The following is a 20,422-nucleotide window of genomic DNA, read 5'->3' on the forward strand; positions in this document are numbered from 1 at the left end:
CTCACTGGCTCGCAAGCTAGCCCCTATAAAGGACGGCCGGCATTGATCCAGCTCTCGATCTGCTCCTGGTTGGCCGAGAGCGTCGATACTTTCTTCGGCCAGAACGTCGCAATTCTCGAACATGCATTATCTGCTGCGTCGTACCAGGCACTTCCCGGTGGTTTCTTGTTATCCTGACGGCCCTCTTTCATGGACGAATACCGAGACAAGCCATGGCTAACCTCACCCCGTCACGCCTCGGGAAGATGCTTCAGGGGCTGCTCTTTGCCCTGATTGGTATCGGCTTGTTGGGCATTGCCGTCAATCTCACGCTTGAACGACGCGAATTCCTCGCCCACGCACAGACCGCCGATGGCATCGTCAGCCACTTGAATGCTGGTAGTTCGCATCCCGAGATCGCCTTCACCACCAGCAGTGGTGAAAAGATTTCCTACCCCCAGGGCGGCTTCATTTTTGGCTATCAGCAGGATCAGCCAGTGCGGGTGTATTACCTGCTTGAGCAGCCGGCCAGTAGCCCCGTGGTCGATACCCCTGCCGCACTGTGGGCCACTCCCGGGGTACTGGGTTGTATTGGTCTGCTGTTTACCCTTGCCGGCCTGTTAAGGGGCATCCGTCAGCGCGGTCGCGGCGCAGTTCATTCATAAAAGACTTTGAATGATGAGCTACAACATCCCGATCCCGCTCAATGACAGTCGCTGGCAGTATCAGACCGCCAGCGGCGACGGTCTGAGCTATCTGTTCTAGTTGCGCATAGCGGCTCGATATAACGCCCACAAAAAAGCCGCGAATCAACGCGGCTTCTTCGATTCCAACAACGCTACACGTTGAAACGGAAGTGCATCACATCGCCGTCTTTAACGATGTAATCCTTGCCTTCCAAGCGCCATTTACCGGCTTCTTTGGTGCCGGCCTCGCCCTTGTACTGGATGAAATCGTCGTAAGCGATGACTTCGGCGCGGATGAAGCCTTTTTCGAAGTCGGTGTGGATCACACCGGCGGCTTGTGGCGCGGTAGCACCCACACGGACAGTCCACGCGCGGACTTCTTCGACACCGGCGGTGAAGTAGGTCTGCAAGTGCAGCATTTCGTAGCCGGCGCGGATCACGCGGTTCAGGCCAGGTTCTTCAAGGCCCAAGGCTTCGAGGAACATGTCTTTCTCTTCGCCGTCTTCCAGTTCGGCGATTTCGGCTTCGATCTTGTTGCAGACCGGAACCACCATGGCGCCTTCTTCTTCGGCGATGGCTTTGACGATGTCCAGCAGCGGGTTGTTCTCGAACCCGTCTTCAGCGACGTTGGCGATGTACATGACCGGTTTGGTGGTCAGCAGGTGGAAGCCACGAATCACCGCTTTGTCGTCGGCGCCCATGTTCTTCATCAGTGTGCGCGCTGGCTTGCCGAGGGTGAAGTGAGCGATCAGTTGCTCCAGCAGACCTTTCTGGACCACGGCGTCCTTGTCACCGCCCTTGGCGTTACGGGCGACTTTCTGCAGTTGCTTCTCGCAGCTGTCGAGGTCGGCGAAGATCAGTTCCAGGTCGATGATTTCGATGTCGCGTTTCGGGTCGACGCTGTTGGAGACGTGAATCACGTTCTCGTCTTCGAAGCAGCGGACCACGTGGGCGATGGCATCGGTCTCGCGGATGTTGGCGAGGAATTTGTTGCCCAGGCCTTCACCTTTCGAGGCGCCGGCAACCAGGCCGGCGATGTCGACGAATTCCATGGTAGTCGGCAGGATGCGCTTGGGATTGACGATGACCGCCAGGGCTTCCAGGCGCGGATCCGGCATCGCTACGATACCGGTGTTCGGCTCGATAGTGCAGAAGGGAAAGTTCTCGGCCGCGATCCCGGATTTGGTCAGGGCGTTGAACAGGGTGGACTTGCCGACGTTAGGCAGGCCGACGATGCCGCAATTGAATCCCATGGTGTTTCCCCGAGGAGTTAGAGTCAGGCCTTCTGGCTGTGCAGGTTTTTCATCGCGCGGTTCCATTCACCGGCGAGGATATCCGGCAGCACGCCGAGGGCAAAGTCGATGCTGGCATCGAGTTTTTCCTGTTCGGCGCGTGGCGCACGACCCAGGACGAAATTTGAAACCATACTGGCAACGCCCGGGTGGCCGATGCCAAGCCGCAGGCGGTGAAAGGTATTCTGATTACCCAGTTGCGCAATGATGTCGCGCAACCCGTTATGACCGCCATGGCCGCCGCCCTGTTTGAGCTTGGCAACGCCCGGAGGCAGGTCGAGTTCGTCATGCGCCACCAGAATCTCTTCAGGCTTTATGCGAAAGAAGCCGGCAAGTGCCGCCACGGCCTGGCCGCTGCGGTTCATGTAGGTGGTGGGAATCAGTAGACGAACATCCTGACCTTGATGCGAATAGCGCCCGGTCAGGCCGAAATATTTGCGATCGGCCACAAGGCTGACACCTTGCGCGTGTGCGATGCGCTCAACAAAAAGGGCCCCTGCGTTATGCCGAGTCTGTTCGTATTCAGCGCCTGGATTTCCCAGGCCAACGATCAGTTTGATGGCAGTCACGATAGGGGCCCTTCCTTGAAGTGGTGGATAACATCGCCGCAATCAGTGGGTGCGGCGAAAGTGGACGACAAGTGCTCATTTACCATTATGTAAACTCCGCGTTCTCGCCCGCTTTCTCGCTACGCTCTAGTCCGCGATGTTTCCGGTCACTCCGGCGTACAGAGTGAAATTACTCTGCAGCGCCTTCTGCAGCTTCTGGAGCAACACGTGGAGCGTGAACGTTGGCAACAGCCAGGTCGTTACCGTGAGCCAGAGCAACAAACTCAACGCCTTTAGGGGCTTTGAGGTTGGACAGGTGAATGATCGCGCCGACGTCGGCATCAGCCAGGTCAACTTCGATGAATTCAGGCAGGTCTTTTGGCAGGCACGAAACTTCGATTTCAGAAACAACGTGCGAAATTTCGCCGCCTTTCTTGATCGGAGCAGCTTCGTTGATGAAGTGTACAGGCACGATAGCGGTCAGTTTCTGGCCAGCTACGACGCGTACGAAGTCAGCGTGCATCACGTGGCCTTTGGCCGGGTGACGTTGCAGAGCCTTGATGATTACGTTCTGCTTGGTGCCGCCAACGTTCAGCTCGATGATGTGGCTGTAAGCCGCTTCGTTTTCGAGCAGTTTGGCAACTTCTTTAGCCAGCATGCTGATGGATTCAGGGGCTTTTTCGCCACCGTAAACTACAGCTGGAACCAGGCTTGCGAGACGACGCAGGCGGCGGCTCGCACCTTTCCCCAGGTCGGAACGCACTTCAGCATTCAGAGTAAAATCGTTCATGTTGTATCTCCAAAATAACCACATTCGCCCCAGCGTTTGCGACCAGCGCTAAAGGCGATATGGGCAAAAAAGCCCCGCCCCGACAGGAATGCCGGGGCGGGGCGCTTTTCGTCAACGAGATGTTTTGAAAAGGGCAGGGCCCTTAACGGAACATCGCGCTGATCGATTCTTCATTGCTGATGCGGCGGACCGCCTCGGCAACTACCGGTGCGATATCCAGTTGGCGGATACGCGCACAGGCTTGTGCTGCAGCGGACAGCGGGATGGTGTTCGTCACCACCAGCTCGTCCAGCACGGAATTTTCAATGTTTTCGATCGCTCGACCCGACAGCACAGGGTGCGTGCAGTAGGCGAAAACCTTGGCAGCACCATGCTCTTTCAAGGCCTTGGCCGCGTGGCACAGAGTGCCGGCGGTATCGACCATGTCATCGACCAGAATACAGGTACGCCCTTCGACATCACCGATGATATGCATCACTTCAGAGTGATTGGCTTTCTCACGGCGTTTGTCGATGATCCCGAGATCCACGCCCAGGGATTTGGCAACAGCCCGTGCACGCACGACGCCACCAATGTCCGGGGACACGATCATCAGGTTTTCGAAGCGCTGATCTTCAATGTCATCCACCAGAACCGGGGAGCCGTAGATGTTATCTACCGGAATATCGAAGAAACCCTGGATTTGGTCAGCATGCAGATCAACCGTGAGAACACGGTCGATGCCGACTACGGTAAGCATGTCAGCAACGACTTTCGCGCTGATAGCCACACGTGCGGAACGCGGACGGCGATCCTGACGGGCATAACCAAAGTAAGGAATAACAGCAGTGATACGAGTAGCCGAGGAGCGGCGGAAGGCATCAGCCATCACTACCAGTTCCATCAGATTATCGTTGGTCGGAGCGCAAGTCGGCTGAATAATGAAGACATCTTTACCGCGGACGTTTTCATTGATCTCGGCTGTAATTTCACCGTCGGAAAATTTACCGACAGAGATGTCACCGAGAGGGATATGCAGCTGACGTACGACACGCCGAGCCAGATCGGGGTTAGCGTTCCCCGTAAAGACCATCATCTTGGACACGCGCAGTACCTGAAGGCTGAGGGTAACCTGGATGAGTATAGGAAAATGGCAGGGGCGGCTGGATTCGAACCAACGCATGGCAGGATCAAAACCTGCTGCCTTACCGCTTGGCGACGCCCCTGTATCTGTTGCAACGATTACCCAGTAATCGGTTCCTTTAGAGCAGACTTTGCAGCTTGCGATGCAACATCGAAACGTTGCTTCCTTTTGCTACAAACCCTGTAAGGGTCTCTGTAAGAAGGGCCGAGACTTTATCAGCTTCAGCTTTGCTTGGGAAGCCCCCAAACACACAACTTCCAGTTCCGGTGAGCTTTGCTTCGGTAAAATTACCTAACAAATTCAATGCGTTACGTACCTCTGGATAACGCCTTGCTACCACCGGCAAGCAGTCATTTCGACTGTTTCCCTTGGGAACGGGGCGCACTTTAATGGGAGGAGAGTTACGTGTCAACAGCGGATCTGAAAAAATTTCTGCTGTACTTACAGATACTTGCGGCACCAGCACCAGATACCACGGTTCCTCGGGTTCTACAGGTGTGAGTTTTTCCCCCACACCCTCGGCGAAAGCCGCGTGGCCACGCACGAAAACCGGGACGTCGGCGCCCAGCGTCAGGCCCAGAGAAGCCAGCCGATCCTCATCCCAACCCAGTTGCCAGAGATGATTGAGGCCCAGCAACGTGGTGGCCGCATTCGAACTGCCGCCACCGATTCCGCCGCCCATGGGCAGGATTTTTTCGATCCAGATGTCGATGCCCAGCGAGCAACCGGATTGTTCCTGAAGTTTTTTCGCGGCTCGAACAATTAAATTGCTGTCGTGAGGAACACCGTCGAATTCGGTGTGCAACCGAATCACGCCATCATCGCGAACGGCGAAGGTGATTTCATCGCCGTAGTCGAGAAACTGAAAAATCGTTTGCAGCTCGTGGTAACCGTCTTCACGGCGACCGAGGATGTGCAGCATCAGGTTGAGCTTGGCGGGTGAGGGCAATGTCAGGCGTGGCGCAGTCATGTTCACTGCCCCAGTTTGCGTGGTTGCCATTCCTTGATCACCAGCGTGACATCAAGGTCGGTGCCGTGCAGCTTGATCCGCTCGGGCAGCCAGTAGCCGTTTTGCTCGGCATAGCTCAGGTACTCGACCTGCCAGCCATCCTGTTCGAGATTGGCCAGGCGGCTGTCGACGTCAAGGGTCAGGCGGCTTTTGCTGTCCGGGGCCGGGAGCCCGCGAACCCACCATGCCAGATGGGAAACCGGCAATTTCCAGCCCAGTTGCTCTTCGACCAGGGCTTCCGGAGTCGGCGCGTCATAACGGCCCTGATTGGCGATTTCCAGCGAGACTTTGCCGGGGCGACCGGTCAAGCGGGCTGCGCCACGGCCCAGCGGGCCGGAGAGGCGGATATCGTAGTAGTCCTGGCGCTGCAGCCAGAACAAGGTGCCGCTGCCCGAGTCTTTTGGCGCGCGGATGCCGATCTTGCCGTTGATCTGCCAGCCATCGAGGGCGGTCAGTTGCTGTTTGTGCTCACGCCATTGGGCCGGATTACCGTGCCCCCCGACCGATTCACGGGCACCGAAGCCCGCGCAACCGGCGAGCAGGGCGATGAAGCTGAAAACGATGAAGTGGCGCAAAAACATAATCTTAAAGAGTCTCTGATCCGGTCAGGCGCTTGATGGTGCTGCGCAGGGTAGGGCTGTCGGGCTGTTCCTTGAGGAACTTGCTCCAGATTTGCTTGGCTTCGCGCTGTTTGCCGTTGGCCCACAGGACTTCGCCCAGGTGAGCGGCGACTTCCTGGTCGGGGAAGCGTTCCAGCGCCTGGCGCAAATAGCGCTCGGCTTCATCGAGATTGCCCAGGCGGAAATTCACCCAGCCGAGGCTATCGAGAACGGCCGGGTCTTCCGGGTTGAGCTGGTGCGCCTGTTCGATCAGGGCCTTGGCTTCGGCGTAGCGCGTGGTGCGGTCGGACAGGGTGTAGCCGAGGGCGTTCAACGCCATCGCGTTGTCCGGGTCGCGCTTGATGATCAGTCGCAGGTCTTTTTCCATCTGCGCCAGGTCATTGCGTTTTTCCGCCTGCATGGCCCGGGTATACAGCAGATTCAGATCGTCCGGGTATTTCTGCAAGGCTTGCTGCAAGACTTTCCAGGCCTTGTCGCCCTGTTTATTGGCAGACAAGGTTTCGACTTCGATCAGGTACAACTGGATCGCATAATCGGGTTGCTCGTCACGCTGGGCCGCCAGACGGCTTTGGGCTTCGGCGGTCCTGCCGTTGTTCATCAGAATATCGGCCTGACGCAATTGAGCCGGCAGGTAATCGTTGCCCGGCCCAACCTGGGCGTACTCGATCAGCGCGCCTTGAGGGTCGTTACGCTCTTCAGCGATACGCCCCAGATTCAGGTGTGCCGAATCAACGTGGCTTTCCCGAGCGATCAAGTCTTCCAGGTAACCTTTGGCCTCGTCCCAGGCCTTGGCTTCCAGGCAAACCAGGGCCAGGGAGTAACGCAGCTCGTCGTCTTCCGGGTATTGCTGAACCAGGCTTGAGAACTCGACTTTGGCGTCGTCCATGCGATCCTGTTCAACCAGCATGCGCGCGTAGGTCAGGCGCAGGCGTTTGTCGTCCGGGTACTTCTTGATGCTTTTTTGCAGTAGCGGCAAGGCTTCATCGCCACGGCTGAGCCCTTGCAACAGGCGCGCGCGCAGCAGGATCGGCGCGATTTCGCCCTCGTCCGGCGGGTTGTCTTCGAGCAGGGTCAGTGCGGCCTTTGCATCGCTGTCCTGTTGCAACAGCAAGGCTTTGCCGAAAATCAGCTGATTGTTATGCGGGTGACGTTGCAGCAAGCGATCAAAACCTTTCATCAGGCCGTTGCGCGTTTCCTGGTCGGTATCGGCCGCGGACAGGGCGAGGAAGTCGAAATGCGTGTCGCCTTTGCCTTGCAGGACTTTCTCCATATAGACCATGGAGTCGTCGTAACGCCCGGCGCGGGCAAGTTGCACGGCAGCCGCCCGTTGCGCTTCAAGATCGTCCGGAGCGTTTTTTGCCCAGATCAGCGCCGTGTCGAGGGCGGCCTGATCGGCACCCAGGTACTCGGCAATGCGAAATGCCCGCTCGGAGACGCCGGGATCCTGAGTATTGATGGCCTGGGTTACGTAGTTGTCCAGGGCAATGTCGTAACGATTGCGCTGGCCAGCCAGTTCGGCGCTCAACAGGCTAAAGACGGTTTCCTCACTGAACGAGCTGTAAACCTTGGGCTTTTCGGGGGCCGGAGTGCTGTCTTCGACCGGCGGCGTACCGTCCGACGAAACGGGTGCCAAGGCCTGGCAGCCGCTGAGGAAGACAAAAGCGAGGAGCAACGCGGAAGATCTATTCATATAGGAAGAGGACGACTAACCTGCGGTCGGATCATCATGACACAAGCCTTGGGCCAAACATAACCGCCCGGCCAATTTACCCGCGAGCTCAACGCTCGATCTTTCGGCCTTGTACCTGATAATCGCGGGGCGATGCCATTGTAGGCGCTGCCCAAGGCTGCGATCTTCTGATCTTGCTCTTTTAACGGCAAAAGATCGCGGCCTTCGGCAGCGCCTACAGAGGCCCATCGCCAGTGTGAATAAGAACAGATCGCAGCCAGTGGGGATGTCTACCAAGACGATAGATATCGAGTGGTTGTTCTGGCTCTGTCGAAGTAGGACAATTGTCGGCTTCACGTCACCATCAGCGACCTTGAATGGCCTTCCTTGCACTCGGTATTAACCACAAGACTGCTTCAGTAGACGTCCGCGAGCGCGTGGCCTTTACCCCTGAGCAGCTGGTTGAGGCCTTGCAGCAGCTCTGCCGACTCACCGACAGCCGCGAAGCTGCGATCCTCTCCACCTGCAATCGCAGTGAACTGTATATAGAACAGGATCACCTTTCGGCTGACATCGTGTTGCGCTGGCTGGCCGATTATCATCATTTGAGCCTCGATGAGCTGCGCGCGAGTGCTTATGTGCATGAAGACGATGCGGCAGTTCGTCACATGATGAGGGTCGCCTCCGGCCTTGATTCGCTGGTGTTGGGCGAACCGCAGATTCTCGGTCAGATGAAGTCGGCTTACGCCGTGGCCCGCGAAGCCGGCACCATTGGTCCGCTGCTCGGGCGTTTGTTCCAGGCCACGTTCAATGCGGCCAAACAGGTGCGAACCGACACTGCCATCGGTGAAAACCCAGTGTCCGTGGCGTTTGCCGCGGTCAGCCTGGCGAAACAGATTTTCAGTGATTTGCAACGCAGCCAGGCTTTGCTGATCGGCGCGGGTGAGACCATCACCCTGGTTGCCCGCCATTTGCATGAACTGGGTGTGAAGCGAATCGTGGTCGCCAACCGCACACTGGAGCGCGCGAGCACGCTGGCCGAGCAGTTCGGTGCCCACGCGGTGCTGCTCTCGGATATCCCGGCAGAACTGGTGCGCAGCGACATCGTCATCAGTTCCACCGCCAGCCAGTTGCCGATTCTGGGTAAAGGCGCGGTGGAAAGTGCCTTGAAATTGCGCAAGCACAAGCCGATCTTCATGGTGGATATCGCCGTCCCTCGGGATATCGAGCCGGAAGTCGGCGAGTTGGACGACGTTTACCTGTATAGCGTCGACGATCTCCACGAAGTGGTCGCCGAGAACCTCAAGAGCCGTCAGGGCGCTGCCCAGGCCGCCGAAGAGATGGTGTCGGTCGGTGCCGAAGATTTCATGGTTCGCCTGCGCGAACTGGCGGCGGTGGATGTGCTCAAGGCCTATCGTCAACAAAGCGAGCGCATGCGCGACGAAGAGTTGCTCAAAGCCCAACGCATGCTCGCCAATGGCAGCAGCGCCGAGGACGTGCTGGTGCAACTGGCCCGTGGCCTGACCAACAAACTCTTGCACGCACCGAGCGTGCAATTGAAAAAGCTTTCTGCCGAAGGCCGCCTCGATGCGCTGGCCATGGCCCAGGAACTCTTTGCCCTCGGTGAGGGCTCATCGGATAGCTTTTCGGATAAAAAAACGCAATGAAAGCGTCACTGCTCAATAAGCTGGACATCCTCCAGGACCGTTTCGAGGAATTGACCGCCCTGCTTGGCGATGGCGAAGTCATTTCCGATCAGAACAAGTTCCGTACCTATTCCAAGGAATATGCGGAAGTCGAGCCGATCGTCGACACTTATAAACAGCTTCTCAAAGTGCAGGGCGACCTCGAAGGCGCCCAGGCACTGCTCAAGGACAGCGACCCGGACATGCGTGAAATGGCCGTGGAAGAAGTCCGCGAAGCCAAGGAACGCTTGATCGAACTCGAAGCCAGCCTGCAACGCATGCTGCTGCCCAAGGATCCGAACGACGGTCGTAACGTGTTCCTGGAAATCCGCGCGGGTACCGGCGGCGACGAAGCGGCAATTTTCTCCGGCGACCTGTTCCGCATGTATTCGCGTTATGCCGAGCGGCGTGGCTGGCGGGTAGAGATACTCTCGGAGAACGAAGGCGAACACGGCGGCTATAAAGAAGTCATTGCCCGGGTCGAAGGCGAGAATGTCTACGGCAAGCTGAAGTTCGAATCCGGTGCGCACCGCGTACAACGGGTTCCGGCCACTGAATCTCAAGGCCGCATCCACACCTCAGCCTGCACCGTAGCCGTGTTGCCCGAGCCGGACGAGCAGGAAGCCATCGAGATCAACCCGGCGGATCTGCGGGTCGATACCTATCGCTCCTCCGGTGCCGGTGGTCAGCACGTCAACAAGACCGACTCGGCAATCCGTATCACCCACTTGCCATCCGGTATTGTCGTCGAATGCCAGGAAGAACGTTCTCAGCACAAGAACCGTGCCCGGGCAATGTCCTGGCTGTCGGCCAAGCTCAATGACCAACAGACCAGCGCGGCGGCCAATGCCATCGCCAGCGAGCGTAAATTGCTGGTCGGTTCCGGTGACCGCTCCGAGCGGATCCGTACCTACAACTTCGCCCAAGGCCGGGTCACCGACCATCGGGTCAACCTGACGCTGTATTCGCTCGACGAAATTCTCGCGGGCGGCGTGGATGCGGTGATCGAACCGTTGCTGGCCGAGTACCAGGCCGATCAATTGGCAGCGATAGGTGAGTAAATGACGATCATTGCCAGTTTGCTGCGCGCCGCCGATTTACCTGATTCGCCCACCGCGCGTCTGGATGCCGAATTGCTGCTGGCGGCTGCCTTGGGCAAGTCCCGCAGCTTTCTGCACACCTGGCCCGAGCGTATCGTCCCGAGCGAAGCGGCACTGAAGTTTGCCGAGTATTTGCAGCGCCGCCGTAGCGGTGAGCCAGTGGCCTATATTCTGGGGCAGCAAGGCTTCTGGAAGCTCGACCTGGAAGTCGCGCCCCACACGCTGATTCCGCGTCCCGACACTGAATTGCTGGTGGAAGCTGCGTTGGAACTGTTGCCGGCCACCCCGGCCAAGGTGCTCGATCTGGGCACCGGCAGTGGTGCCATCGCCCTGGCGCTGGCCAGCGAGCGTCCGGCCTGGAAGGTCACCGCCGTGGATCGCGTGCTGGAAGCCGTGGCCCTGGCCGAGCGCAATCGTCAGCGCTTGAACCTGAACAATGCCACGGTATCGAGCAGCCATTGGTTCAGCGCTTTGGAAGGCCAGCGTTTTCAACTGATTATCAGCAATCCGCCTTACATCGCGTCGACCGATCCGCATCTGGTGGAGGGCGATGTGCGCTTTGAACCGGCCAGTGCTCTGGTGGCGGGCGTCGATGGGCTGGACGATCTGCGTCTGATCGTCGCCCAGGCACCGGATTATCTTGAAGCGGGTGGCTGGTTGATGCTTGAGCACGGTTACGATCAAGCTTGCGCGGTGCGCGATTTGCTGCTGACCCGCGGCTTTGAAGAAGTCCACAGCCGTACCGATCTGGGCGGTCACCAACGCATCAGTCTGGGGCGCTTGCCGTGCTGAATGATCAGGAGTTGCTGCGTTACAGCCGGCAGATTCTGCTGCAACACGTCGACATCGACGGCCAATTACGGCTCAAAGAAAGCCGTGTACTGATTGTCGGCCTCGGCGGCCTCGGTTCGCCGGTTGCGCTGTATCTGGCCGCAGCCGGCGTCGGTGAGTTGCATCTGGCAGACTTCGACACGGTCGACCTGACCAATCTGCAACGCCAGATCGTTCATGACACCGACAGCGTCGGCCTGAGCAAGGTCGATTCGGCGATCCGTCGCCTGACCGCGATCAATCCCGAGATTCAGCTGATCGCCCATCGCACTGCATTGGACGAGGATTCGCTGGCCGCCGCCGTTGCTGCGGTGGATCTGGTGCTGGACTGTTCCGACAATTTCTCCACCCGCGAGGCGGTCAACGCCGCGTGTGTGGCCGCGCGCAAGCCGCTGGTCAGCGGTGCGGCGATTCGCCTCGAAGGACAATTGTCAGTATTCGACCCTCGTCGTCCAGAAAGCCCGTGCTACCACTGTTTATACGGGCATGGCAGCGAAGCCGAGTTGACCTGCAGCGAAGCGGGCGTCGTTGGTCCCTTGGTCGGGTTGGTCGGCAGCCTCCAGGCACTGGAAGCGCTGAAACTGTTGGTGGGGTTCGGCGAGCCGCTGGTGGGGCGCCTGTTATTGATCGATGCCTTGGGCTCACGCTTCCGTGAATTGCGGGTCAAGCGTGATCCGGGCTGCAGCGTCTGCGGGTCGCGCCATGCGTGAAGCGCCGATCGGCGTGTTCGACTCCGGTGTCGGTGGGCTGTCGGTGCTGGCCGAGATCCAGCGTCTGCTACCCAACGAGTCTCTGTTGTATTTCGGCGATTGCGGGAATATTCCCTACGGCGAGAAAACCCCGTCATTCATCCGCCAGCGTTGCAGTGTCATGGCGCAATTCTTTCAGCAGCAGGGCGCCAAGGCACTGGTGCTGGCTTGCAACACCGCGACGGTGGCTGGTGTTGCGGACTTGCGGCGCGATTTCCCCGAGTGGCCCATCGTTGGCATGGAGCCCGCGGTCAAACCGGCCGCTGCGGCGACGCGCAGCGGTGTGGTCGGCGTGCTCGCCACCACCGGTACTTTGCAGAGTGCCAAGTTTGCTGCCTTGCTCGATCGTTTCGCCACAGATGTACGGGTGATTACTCAGCCGTGCCCCGGGCTGGTGGAGCTAATTGAAAATGGCGATTTGCACAGCGAGACATTACGTCAGTTGCTGCAAGGGTATGTCGAGCCGTTGCTGGCTGCAGGTGCAGACACAATCATTCTGGGCTGCACGCATTATCCCTTTCTAAAGCCACTGCTTAAGCAAATGCTCCCGCAGGGCATCAGCCTGATCGATACCGGTGCCGCTGTGGCGCGGCAACTTCAGCGTCTGTTGGCCGAGCGTGAGTTGCTGGCCGAGGGGCCTGCCCGCGCCGCACAGTTCTGGTCGAGTGCCGATCCTGCGCACTTCAGAAATATCTTGCCGATACTGTGGAATATGTCTGGTGTTGTGCGAAGCTTCGAAGGGTAGAGATGCGTAGCAAACGAATAATTGGGGGAGCTTCTGATTAAACGGCGACTGCATGGCTTTGTTTGTTGAGCAGCATAAAAACCATACTAAATTGTTCGGAAAAGGATGTTTCTAATGAAGCGACTATTCTGCTTGGCCGCGATTGCGACCGCGTTGATGGGGCACAGTTTTACCGCGCAGGCGGCGGGGGTGGAGTTCGGGGTCGGCCAGACCAGCGATTCGACCATGACCTACAGACTGGGCATGCAATTCGACTGGGACAAGAGCTGGTTGCAGAGTGACATCGGGCGCTTGACCGGCTACTGGAGCGGCGCTTACACCTACTGGGATGGCGACAAAACAGCGAGCAATCACAGTTTGTCGTTCTCGCCGGTGTTGGTGTACGAGTTTGCCGGTCAGACCATCAGACCCTATGTTGAAGCGGGTATCGGCATCGCGGTGTTCGCCAACACCGAACTCGAAGATAACAGGCTCGGCAGTGCCTTTCAGTTCGAAGACCGTTTCGGGTTTGGTTTGCGCTTTGCCGGCGGACATGAAGTCGGGATTCGCGCCACCCACTACTCCAATGCCGGGCTCAGCAATCCGAACGACGGTGTAGAAAGTTACGCATTGCATTACACAATGCCCTTGTAAGCAGCACTGTACCTTCAGTGTGGGAGCGGGCTTGCTCGCGAATGCGATTTAACATTCAACACTAATGTTGACTGATAGTCCGTCTTCGCGAGCAAGCCCGCTCCCACATTGAATCTTCGGTGGTCTGAGGTTCACCGATACGCCGTCGCAATTCCCTGGCGTTCGCTGATGCATTCCGGTGCGCCCATTTCGAATTCCCGGCAGATCAGCGGACGTTTTTCGTAGATGGTGCACATCATGCTGTTGCGATCCAGCGCGGCGCACCAGCCGTCATCCAGTCGCAGCATGACTTCCCCACCCCAATCGTCTGTATCGATAAAACGCTCGGGCACTCCGGTGTCGGTGATCAGCATGACTTCAAGCTGGCAGCAGCAGGCTGCGCAAGTCGAGCAGGTAACCGCAGGCTCGGCGATTTGTGTGTGGGGAATGGTTTTCATGGCGCGCAGTGTAAGGCAGCGGGCCCATGCTGTGTGAAAGGCCTGACGGACGCTCAAGCTTCATGGCAGATCCTCGATCGGCGGCTTGCTTCGCGCCATGCGCGTGCCGATTGCCAGTGCGGGCTGGCGGGGCTTTTGCGGCAGAGGCCAAAGGACGGGCATGATCAGCTCCGGTAAGCTGATCTCCAGTGGACGATACCTGAGCCTGTCGAAGAGGTATCGCGCAACTTTGCCCGCCGACCAGTTGAGGTGTATCGGAGCCTCGTCCAGGGGGGTATCGATAAAACCTGGGCTGACCACCGTCATTTCGATGTTGTCCGCAGCCATGTCGATGCGCGTGGACTCCAATAGATGACGCAATCCGGCCCTTGAATCACCATAGGATTCGACCCGGGGCAAGGGCAGCCAGGTTACCGAGCTGGCCATGCTCACCAGATACGGCGCCGTACCCGCCCGCAGCAGGGGCCGGGCGGCTGCGATGCAATAACTGCTGGCAAGCAGGTTGGTACGCACGATGTGCTCGATGATGGATGAGTCGAACTGATTGGCGTTGACGTATTCGCAGGTGCCTGCGTTAAGGATCATGGTGTCCAGAGAACCCCATTCCTTGGCAATTTGCTCGCCGATTTCGCGCACTCTTTGGCCGTTGGTCAAATCCCCCGCAACCATCAGCACTTGTCCGGGATAACGCTGAGACAGGGCTTTCAATGGCGCCATCGAGCGGGAGCTGACGGCCAGATGAGCACCTGATTTCAGTATTTCTTCGGCCAGCGCGGCACCAATACCATTGCTGGCTCCGGTCAACCAATATCGCCTTGGCGGTGTAAGACTCATCCAAAATTCCTTTTTATTAGGCAGTTTTTTTTGGCTCAATACCAATGAGTGTTCATAAGGCAACGCTCCGGTATCAAAATAATCACGTTGCGATCAACCTTGTCGCGACGGCAGGCTCTTATACGCGGCCAGTGCTCGTTCGCGGGAAGTGCTCAGGTTGACGATCGGCGGTGGATAATCCCTTACGCCGAGCAATCCGTCGAGACTCGCCGGGTTGTGCAGGTCTTTTTTATTCAGTTCGTTGAGCTCCGGTAACCAATGCTTGATGAACACTCCTTCAGCATCGAACTTTTCCGACTGGCTCAGCGGGTTGAAAATCCGGAAGTAGGGTGCCGAATCGGTGCCGGTGGATGAACTCCACTGCCAACCACCGTTGTTCGCCGCCAGGTCGCCGTCAATCAGATGCTGCATGAAAAAGCGTTCGCCTTCACGCCAGTCGATCAGCAGGTTTTTGGTCAGGAACATTGCCACCACCATGCGCAAGCGGTTGTGCATCCAGCCGGTTTCCAGCAATTGGCGCATGGCGGCGTCAATGATCGGCAAGCCGGTACGGGCTTGCTGCCAGGCCTTGAGTTCTTCCGGGGCGTCACGCCAGGCCAGGGCTTCGGTTTCCGGGCGGAAGGCGCGGTGCCGGGAAACCCGTGGGTAGCCCACCAGAATGTGTTTGTAGAACTCGCGCCACAGCAGTTCGTTGATCCAGGTGACGGCACCGACCTTGCCGCTTTGAAACTCCCCCTGATTGCTTCGTAGCGCGGCGTGCAGACACTGACGAGGGGAAAGGACCCCGGCGGCGAGATAGGCCGAGAGCTGGCTGGTGCCGGGTTTTGCCGGGAAGTCGCGTTCGCTGTGGTAATGGTCGATCTGTGTGTCGGCAAAGGTGTCGAGGCGGCACCGGGCTTCGGTTTCGCCGGCCGGCCAGAGCGCACGCAAGTGGTCGCAGGGTGTATCGAAACCCTCGACACGGGAGGGTGGTTCGTCGTGGTCTATATCGAGCGGAGCCTGGGCAGTGGGTGCAGCGACCAGTCTGGGTAATGACGCGTGCAGCCGTTCGTAGCAGACCTTGCGAAACTGGCTGAAGACCTGGAAGTAAGTGCCGGTTCTGGTCAGTACGGTGCCCGGCTTGAACAGCAGTTGATCGAGATAGCTGTAAAAGTCGATGCCCCAGGCTTTCAGCGTTTGGGCCACCGCCGCATCGCGACGGGTTTCATGAGTGCCGTACTCCTCGTTTGCGTGCACTGCGTCGATCTTCAATTGCTGGCAGAGATCGAGCAGGACCTTCGGTGCCTCATCCCAGCGGGACGCTTTACGAATCAGCAGCGGGATGTTCAGTGCGTCCAGCGCCTGGCGTAATTCGCTCAGGTTACGCAGCCAGAAATCCACTTTGCACGGCGCGTCGCCATGCGCAAGCCATTGCTGCGGACTCAGCAAATACACCGCCACACTCGGGCCGCGGGCGGCAGCGGCCGAGAGGGCGGTGTTGTCGTGCACACGCAAGTCGCTGCGCAGCCAGATCAATTGCAGGGGGGTGTCCGCACGATTCATTACAAATTCGCCATTAAATAAGCCCACGCTGAATCAGGCCCTGATGGGCCGACAAGGGATCTTCGGCCAGGGACAAATCAGCAATGGCGGTGGTTCTTGCGGACAACTCGGCGTGGTGAATGCATACCGTTGGTCCGGCGATCATTTTTGGGCAACTGATGCCGTTCAGAAGTTTCGGCAACTGCGAAAGATTCATGGCTTTGCTGGAATACAGCAGTACGCCGCGGGCTTGCAGGTGATCAACCGCCAGTGTCAATTCGCCGGCCGGGAGTGGCCAGTCGAAAACTTCCACTGGGCAATCGGTGCTGCTGATCAGCCAGGCCGTGAGCCACAGATGAGGCTCCAGCGGCAGGTCCGAATGATTGATCAGCAGCAGCGGCGCGGTGCGTAACTGCCGGTTGTTATGGTAGACCCTCGCGCCGAATTTGCTGCGCAACCAGGAATAAACGAACACCCGCTCCATCTGTGCGCCGAACTGGCCTTGCCAGCGTTGTTCCAGTTCCGCCAGCAACGGCATCAACAGTCGTTCACACAAGGTACGTGGCGGATACAGCGCCATCGCCTGATTCACCGTGTCATCGAGGGTACGTTCGGCTAGCTGAGTGACCGCTTGCAGCAGTATCTGGCGCAGCACCAGCCAATCGTTCCCAACGGGTTCGGTAAGCCCCTGAGGCGTGTCGAGCAGTTGTTTGACCTGGCTGACAGCCACGCCGCGATTGAGCCAGGTGAGGATCGTCAGGATCCGTTGAACGTGTTCGGCACGGAACAGCCGATGCCCCTTGGGCGTACGCTGCGGCACGATTAGCCCATAGCGCCGTTCCCAGGCGCGCAAGGTGACGGCATTGACCCCGGTTTGCCGGGCCACTTCACGAATGGGCAGCCAACCAGCATCAAGGGCCTTCTTGAAGTCGGTGCCAAGGTCTTCGCTGGCGCTGGTATCCGGTGGGCTTTTCATTAAATCGCGTTTCGCAGGCTGAGGTTTTCCGGATGCGGTTGCAGGTAAACCTGTTGTGCAATGTATGGATCCGGGTGTTGGCGAAAGTAGTGTTTGAGCAGCGTCAATGGCACCACCAGCGGCACGATGCCCTGGCGATACTGGCCGATGACGTGCTGCACTTCCTGTTTGTCTTCAGGGCTGATGGCTTGTTTGAGATAGCCGCAGAGGTGCTGCAGCACATTGGTGTGGGTGCGGCGCGTGGCGCATTTTTTCAGGGCCGCCATCAGCTCACTGAAATAGCGCGGGCCGAGCACGTCGAGATCGGTCTGGCCCATGTTGCCCAGCAAGTTGCCCAGGGTTTTGTATTGCACCGGGTTGTGGGCCATCAACAGGTATTTGTAGCGCGAGTGAAAGTCAGTGAGTCTGCGTCGGGTCAGGCCTGTGTGCAGCAACTGCTGCCAGGCGCTGTAAGCGAACACGCGGGTGAGGAAGTTTTCCCGCAGCACCGGGTCATTGAGGCGGCCGTCTTCTTCCACTGGTAAATCAGGATGCAACGCGCAGAAGGCTTGGGCGTAGATGCCACGGCTACCGCCGTCCACTGGCGCGCCGTTGGCGTGGTAGACCTTGACCCGTTCCAGCCCGCACGAAGGGGATTTCTGCATGAAGATATAGCCGCAGATGTCGCCCAGTTCCACTGCCATTTTTTGCGCAAACTCGGCCAGCGGCCGGGTGACGTTGATCTCCGGGTGGACGGTGCCGACAGCCTCCGGATGTTCGGGGTTGCCGACCAGGCGGATCGGTTCGCGAGGGATACCCAGGCCAATGGCGACTTCCGGGCACACCGGGACGAAATCGAAATAATCAGAGAGGATGCGGCTGCACAGTGGTGATGCCTTGTGCCCGCCGTTGTAGCGCACCTCGGCCCCCATCAAGCAGGCGCTGATGGCGATTTTCGGTTGGGTCGTCGACTGTGCAGGCATAGGAGCGTCTCGAATCCAGATCTGTACAACATGACTTCATCATAGATTCGAAGGTGTACAAGTCAATTTTTTTGTATAAGTTTTTGCGGGGCTGCAGCCCATCTCGACAGCAGCAATGGACTGGATTTGATTAAATTCAATTCACTGCAGGTGCTCATGCAGACGACGGGCTGCTTCCTGACCACTGAGCCAGGCGCCTTCGACACGGCCGGACAGGCACCAGTCGCCGCACACATACAGTCCCAGATCAGCATCGGCCAGGGCTCCCCATTCATGGCTGCTGGCCGGTCGGGCGTAAAGCCAGCGATGAGCGAGGCTGAACGTCGGAGCAGGCATGGCGTCGTGCAGCAGTTCGGCAAAGGCACCGTGCAATTGCTCGATCACCGCTTCCTTGGGCAGGTCGATATGTTGCCGGCTCCAGGCGCTGGTGGCGTGCAGCACCCAGGTATCGAGGGTGGTGTCGCGTCCCGGTTTGCTGCGGTTGCGCGCCAGCCAGTCAAGAGGACTGTCCTGCACGAAGCAACCTTCGATGGCGGTTTCCAGTGGCGTGTCGAAAGCCAGGGCGACGGCCCAGGTAGGCTCCATTTTTACCCCGGCGGCGGCTCCGGCGAGCTTCGGCGCGGCCGCCAGCAGTGCGGTCGCCTGAGGGGCGGGCGTGGCGATGACGACATGGCTGAACGGGCCGTGAGTGAAACCCTCGGCGTCTTGCAGGTGCCAGTGTTCTTCACCGCGATAGACCTCGGTGATGCGGCAGGCGAAATGCACTTCCAGATCACCGAGCAGGCCGCGCGTGATCGCGCTCATGCGTGGTGTGCCGACCCAGCGTGTCTGTTCGTCCGGCGAAGGTCTGAGCTGGCCGCCGTGAAAGGTATAGAGCTGCGGCGTCCATACGGCGACCCAGCCGTTGGCTTGCCAGCGCTGGACTTCAGTGACGAAGCGACGGTCGCGGGCGGTGAAATATTGCGCGCCCATGTCCAGAGCACCCGCATCGCTGCGCTTGCTCGACATGCGTCCGCCACTGCCGCGGCTTTTATCGAAAAGTTGAACGACATGCCCGGCCTCCGTAAGGGCCTGGGCGGCTGAGAGCCCGGCGATGCCGGTGCCGATGATTGCGATAGGTACAGTCATAGGGGCCTCGTTTACCTTTCTGTACAGACTACGCCGTGGTTCAAACCTGTACAATATTGTTTTTTGGTATAACTTTTAGCGTTCTCGTTCTGACAGCTTGACCTATTGTTAGACACAGAGCCTGCCCGATACCAAAGATCCCTGCTTATAAAAATAGACTAGTGATCAGGGTAAAACGCCACGCGAGGAAGATGTCATGCACATATTGCTGACCGGCGGTACTGGTTTGATAGGACGTCAACTCTGCCAACACTGGTTGAGTCAGGGGCATCGCCTGACGGTCTGGAGCCGCACGCCTGCGAAAGTCGCCAAAGTCTGTGGCACTCAGGTACGTGGAATCTCACGGCTCGAGGACCTGGGTCAAGAATCGGTGGATGCCATTATCAACCTCGCGGGCGCCCCGATCGCCGATCGGCTCTGGACCCATAAACGCAAAGCGTTGTTGTGGAGCAGCCGGATCACCCTGACCGAAACGCTGCTGGCCTGGCTCGAAAGCCGCGAGCAGAAACCGCAGGTGCTGATTTCCGGCTCGGCGATCGGTTGGTACGGCGACGGTGGCGAGCGGGAGTTGACTGAAAAATCTCCGCCGGTCATCGATGATTTCGCCAGCCAGTTGTGCATCGCCTGGGAAGAAACCGCGCAACGCGCCGAAGCCTTGGGCATTCGCGTGATCCTCATTCGTACCGGGTTGGTGCTGTCCGCCGAGGGCGGCTTTTTGTCGCGGCTATTGTTGCCGTTCAAACTGGGGCTGGGCGGGCCGCTCGGCAATGGTCGGCAGTGGATGCCGTGGATTCATATCAAGGATCAAATCGCCCTGATTGATTTTCTTCTGCATCGCAATGAGGCCAGCGGTCCATATAATGCCTGCGCACCCAAGCCGGTGCGCAATCGCGAATTTGCCCAAACGTTGGGTAGCGTGTTGCATCGTCCGGCGTTCATGCCGATGCCAACCCTCGTGTTGAAGGTGGGCCTGGGCGAGTTGTCATTGCTGCTGCTGGGTGGCCAGAAGGCCATGCCGGCTCGCCTGCTGGAAGCGGGCTTCACTTTCCAGTTCACTGATTTGCGCGCGGCGTTGGACGATCTGTCCAGCCGCCTTAAGAAATAG

Annotated in this window: 22 protein-coding genes and 1 tRNA gene; 8 read left to right on the plus strand and 15 right to left on the minus strand. The window is 58.5% G+C overall.

The window, feature by feature from the left end; all coding sequences use genetic code 11:
* Window positions 1–23: 23 nt before the first annotated feature.
* Window positions 24–191, minus strand: a complete 168-nt coding sequence (locus QMK51_RS04940) for a hypothetical protein (RefSeq protein ID WP_320393318.1) — start codon at window positions 189–191, stop codon at window positions 24–26.
* Between the two features lie 21 nt (window positions 192–212).
* Between QMK51_RS04940 and QMK51_RS04945 the strand changes: the two genes are divergently transcribed.
* The gene (locus QMK51_RS04945; protein ID WP_320393319.1) at window positions 213–644 is read left to right on the plus strand and encodes a DUF3592 domain-containing protein; all 432 of its coding nucleotides are present in this window, start codon (window positions 213–215) and stop codon (window positions 642–644) included.
* Window positions 645–817: 173 nt separating this feature from the next.
* Here QMK51_RS04945 and ychF read toward each other — a convergent pair whose 3' ends face one another.
* From ychF to QMK51_RS04985, 8 genes are all read right to left on the minus strand, one after another.
* Window positions 818–1,918 carry a redox-regulated ATPase YchF gene (ychF, locus tag QMK51_RS04950; RefSeq protein WP_320393320.1) on the minus strand — a complete coding sequence of 367 codons (1,101 nt, stop codon included), beginning with the start codon at window positions 1,916–1,918 and terminating at the stop codon, window positions 818–820.
* Between the two features lie 23 nt (window positions 1,919–1,941).
* Window positions 1,942–2,526: an aminoacyl-tRNA hydrolase gene (pth, locus tag QMK51_RS04955; protein ID WP_258699095.1), complete on the minus strand. Its 585-nt coding sequence runs from the start codon at window positions 2,524–2,526 to the stop codon at window positions 1,942–1,944.
* 169 nt (window positions 2,527–2,695) lie between these two features.
* Window positions 2,696–3,295, minus strand: coding sequence for a 50S ribosomal protein L25/general stress protein Ctc (locus tag QMK51_RS04960; protein WP_258700658.1), 600 nt, complete (start codon window positions 3,293–3,295; stop codon window positions 2,696–2,698).
* Between the two features lie 142 nt (window positions 3,296–3,437).
* Entirely contained in the window at window positions 3,438–4,379 is a 942-nt protein-coding gene (locus QMK51_RS04965) for a ribose-phosphate pyrophosphokinase (protein ID WP_003171603.1), read from the minus strand.
* A 46-nt stretch (window positions 4,380–4,425) separates the two neighbouring features.
* Window positions 4,426–4,500, minus strand: a tRNA-Gln gene (locus QMK51_RS04970).
* Between the two features lie 36 nt (window positions 4,501–4,536).
* On the minus strand, window positions 4,537–5,388 hold the full coding sequence (gene ispE / locus QMK51_RS04975) for a 4-(cytidine 5'-diphospho)-2-C-methyl-D-erythritol kinase (RefSeq protein WP_320393321.1): 852 nt from the start codon (window positions 5,386–5,388) through the stop codon (window positions 4,537–4,539).
* Window positions 5,389–5,390: 2 nt separating this feature from the next.
* Entirely contained in the window at window positions 5,391–6,008 is a 618-nt protein-coding gene (gene lolB / locus QMK51_RS04980) for a lipoprotein insertase outer membrane protein LolB (RefSeq protein WP_320393322.1), read from the minus strand.
* A gap of 4 nt (window positions 6,009–6,012) precedes the next feature.
* Entirely contained in the window at window positions 6,013–7,737 is a 1,725-nt protein-coding gene (locus QMK51_RS04985; protein ID WP_320393323.1) for a tetratricopeptide repeat protein, read from the minus strand.
* Window positions 7,738–8,093: 356 nt separating this feature from the next.
* Here QMK51_RS04985 and hemA point away from each other — a divergent pair, with 356 nt between their 5' ends.
* The 6 genes from hemA (at window position 8,094) to QMK51_RS05015 (ending at window position 13,459) form a co-directional block, all read left to right on the plus strand.
* The gene (gene hemA / locus QMK51_RS04990; protein WP_258699098.1) at window positions 8,094–9,383 is read left to right on the plus strand and encodes a glutamyl-tRNA reductase; all 1,290 of its coding nucleotides are present in this window, start codon (window positions 8,094–8,096) and stop codon (window positions 9,381–9,383) included.
* Entirely contained in the window at window positions 9,380–10,462 is a 1,083-nt protein-coding gene (gene prfA / locus QMK51_RS04995) for a peptide chain release factor 1 (RefSeq protein WP_007939759.1), read from the plus strand. Before hemA ends, prfA begins: the two co-directional genes overlap by 4 nt.
* Window positions 10,463–11,293, plus strand: coding sequence for a peptide chain release factor N(5)-glutamine methyltransferase (gene prmC, locus QMK51_RS05000; protein WP_320393324.1), 831 nt, complete (start codon window positions 10,463–10,465; stop codon window positions 11,291–11,293). It begins immediately after the preceding gene.
* A complete protein-coding gene (locus tag QMK51_RS05005; RefSeq protein ID WP_028939863.1) occupies window positions 11,287–12,042 on the plus strand; it encodes a molybdopterin-synthase adenylyltransferase MoeB in 756 nt (251 codons plus the stop codon). Before prmC ends, QMK51_RS05005 begins: the two co-directional genes overlap by 7 nt.
* On the plus strand, window positions 12,035–12,826 hold the full coding sequence (gene murI, locus QMK51_RS05010; protein ID WP_258699101.1) for a glutamate racemase: 792 nt from the start codon (window positions 12,035–12,037) through the stop codon (window positions 12,824–12,826). Before QMK51_RS05005 ends, murI begins: the two co-directional genes overlap by 8 nt.
* A 114-nt stretch (window positions 12,827–12,940) precedes the next feature.
* Window positions 12,941–13,459 (plus strand): acyloxyacyl hydrolase, encoded by a 519-nt coding sequence (locus QMK51_RS05015; RefSeq protein ID WP_320393325.1) that lies wholly within the window; start codon window positions 12,941–12,943, stop codon window positions 13,457–13,459.
* 131 nt (window positions 13,460–13,590) lie between these two features.
* On the opposite strand, the gene QMK51_RS05020 is transcribed toward QMK51_RS05015, so the two are convergent.
* From QMK51_RS05020 to QMK51_RS05045, 6 genes are all read right to left on the minus strand, one after another.
* On the minus strand, window positions 13,591–13,896 hold the full coding sequence (locus QMK51_RS05020) for a YkgJ family cysteine cluster protein (protein WP_258699103.1): 306 nt from the start codon (window positions 13,894–13,896) through the stop codon (window positions 13,591–13,593).
* Window positions 13,897–13,956: 60 nt separating this feature from the next.
* Complete coding sequence (locus tag QMK51_RS05025; RefSeq protein ID WP_320394478.1) at window positions 13,957–14,730, minus strand: SDR family oxidoreductase; 774 nt, start codon at window positions 14,728–14,730, stop codon at window positions 13,957–13,959.
* A 93-nt stretch (window positions 14,731–14,823) separates the two neighbouring features.
* Complete coding sequence (phrB, locus tag QMK51_RS05030) at window positions 14,824–16,251, minus strand: deoxyribodipyrimidine photo-lyase (protein ID WP_320394479.1); 1,428 nt, start codon at window positions 16,249–16,251, stop codon at window positions 14,824–14,826.
* A 34-nt stretch (window positions 16,252–16,285) separates the two neighbouring features.
* Window positions 16,286–17,227, minus strand: a complete 942-nt coding sequence (locus QMK51_RS05035) for a MerR family transcriptional regulator (RefSeq protein WP_258699104.1) — start codon at window positions 17,225–17,227, stop codon at window positions 16,286–16,288.
* Window positions 17,227–18,189 carry a YbgA family protein gene (locus QMK51_RS05040; protein ID WP_258699105.1) on the minus strand — a complete coding sequence of 321 codons (963 nt, stop codon included), beginning with the start codon at window positions 18,187–18,189 and terminating at the stop codon, window positions 17,227–17,229. Before QMK51_RS05040 ends, QMK51_RS05035 begins: the two co-directional genes overlap by 1 nt.
* Before the next feature lie 141 nt (window positions 18,190–18,330).
* Complete coding sequence (locus QMK51_RS05045) at window positions 18,331–19,317, minus strand: NAD(P)/FAD-dependent oxidoreductase (protein WP_007905831.1); 987 nt, start codon at window positions 19,315–19,317, stop codon at window positions 18,331–18,333.
* Window positions 19,318–19,513: 196 nt separating this feature from the next.
* On the opposite strand from QMK51_RS05045, the gene QMK51_RS05050 reads away from it, so the two are divergent.
* Window positions 19,514–20,422 (plus strand): TIGR01777 family oxidoreductase, encoded by a 909-nt coding sequence (locus QMK51_RS05050; protein WP_320393326.1) that lies wholly within the window; start codon window positions 19,514–19,516, stop codon window positions 20,420–20,422.

The organism is Pseudomonas sp. P9_31 (assembly GCF_034008235.1).
Classification (GTDB): Bacteria; Pseudomonadota; Gammaproteobacteria; order Pseudomonadales; family Pseudomonadaceae; genus Aquipseudomonas.

Bases quoted from the DNA above. Each gene is read 5' to 3' on its own strand.
- QMK51_RS04940 (WP_320393318.1), bottom strand. From the start codon at position 191: ATGAAAGAGGGCCGTCAGGATAACAAGAAACCACCGGGAAGTGCCTGG.
- QMK51_RS04945 (WP_320393319.1), top strand. From the start codon at position 213: ATGGCTAACCTCACCCCGTCACGCCTCGGGAAGATGCTTCAGGGGCTG.
- ychF (WP_320393320.1), bottom strand. From the start codon at position 1,918: ATGGGATTCAATTGCGGCATCGTCGGCCTGCCTAACGTCGGCAAGTCC.
- QMK51_RS04960 (WP_258700658.1), bottom strand. From the start codon at position 3,295: ATGAACGATTTTACTCTGAATGCTGAAGTGCGTTCCGACCTGGGGAAA.
- ispE (WP_320393321.1), bottom strand. From the start codon at position 5,388: ATGACTGCGCCACGCCTGACATTGCCCTCACCCGCCAAGCTCAACCTG.
- lolB (WP_320393322.1), bottom strand. From the start codon at position 6,008: ATGTTTTTGCGCCACTTCATCGTTTTCAGCTTCATCGCCCTGCTCGCC.
- QMK51_RS04985 (WP_320393323.1), bottom strand. From the start codon at position 7,737: ATGAATAGATCTTCCGCGTTGCTCCTCGCTTTTGTCTTCCTCAGCGGC.
- hemA (WP_258699098.1), top strand. From the start codon at position 8,094: ATGGCCTTCCTTGCACTCGGTATTAACCACAAGACTGCTTCAGTAGAC.
- prfA (WP_007939759.1), top strand. From the start codon at position 9,380: ATGAAAGCGTCACTGCTCAATAAGCTGGACATCCTCCAGGACCGTTTC.
- prmC (WP_320393324.1), top strand. From the start codon at position 10,463: ATGACGATCATTGCCAGTTTGCTGCGCGCCGCCGATTTACCTGATTCG.
- murI (WP_258699101.1), top strand. From the start codon at position 12,035: ATGCGTGAAGCGCCGATCGGCGTGTTCGACTCCGGTGTCGGTGGGCTG.
- QMK51_RS05015 (WP_320393325.1), top strand. From the start codon at position 12,941: ATGAAGCGACTATTCTGCTTGGCCGCGATTGCGACCGCGTTGATGGGG.
- QMK51_RS05020 (WP_258699103.1), bottom strand. From the start codon at position 13,896: ATGAAAACCATTCCCCACACACAAATCGCCGAGCCTGCGGTTACCTGC.
- QMK51_RS05025 (WP_320394478.1), bottom strand. From the start codon at position 14,730: ATGAGTCTTACACCGCCAAGGCGATATTGGTTGACCGGAGCCAGCAAT.
- QMK51_RS05035 (WP_258699104.1), bottom strand. From the start codon at position 17,227: ATGAAAAGCCCACCGGATACCAGCGCCAGCGAAGACCTTGGCACCGAC.
- QMK51_RS05040 (WP_258699105.1), bottom strand. From the start codon at position 18,189: ATGCCTGCACAGTCGACGACCCAACCGAAAATCGCCATCAGCGCCTGC.
- QMK51_RS05045 (WP_007905831.1), bottom strand. From the start codon at position 19,317: ATGACTGTACCTATCGCAATCATCGGCACCGGCATCGCCGGGCTCTCA.
- QMK51_RS05050 (WP_320393326.1), top strand. From the start codon at position 19,514: ATGCACATATTGCTGACCGGCGGTACTGGTTTGATAGGACGTCAACTC.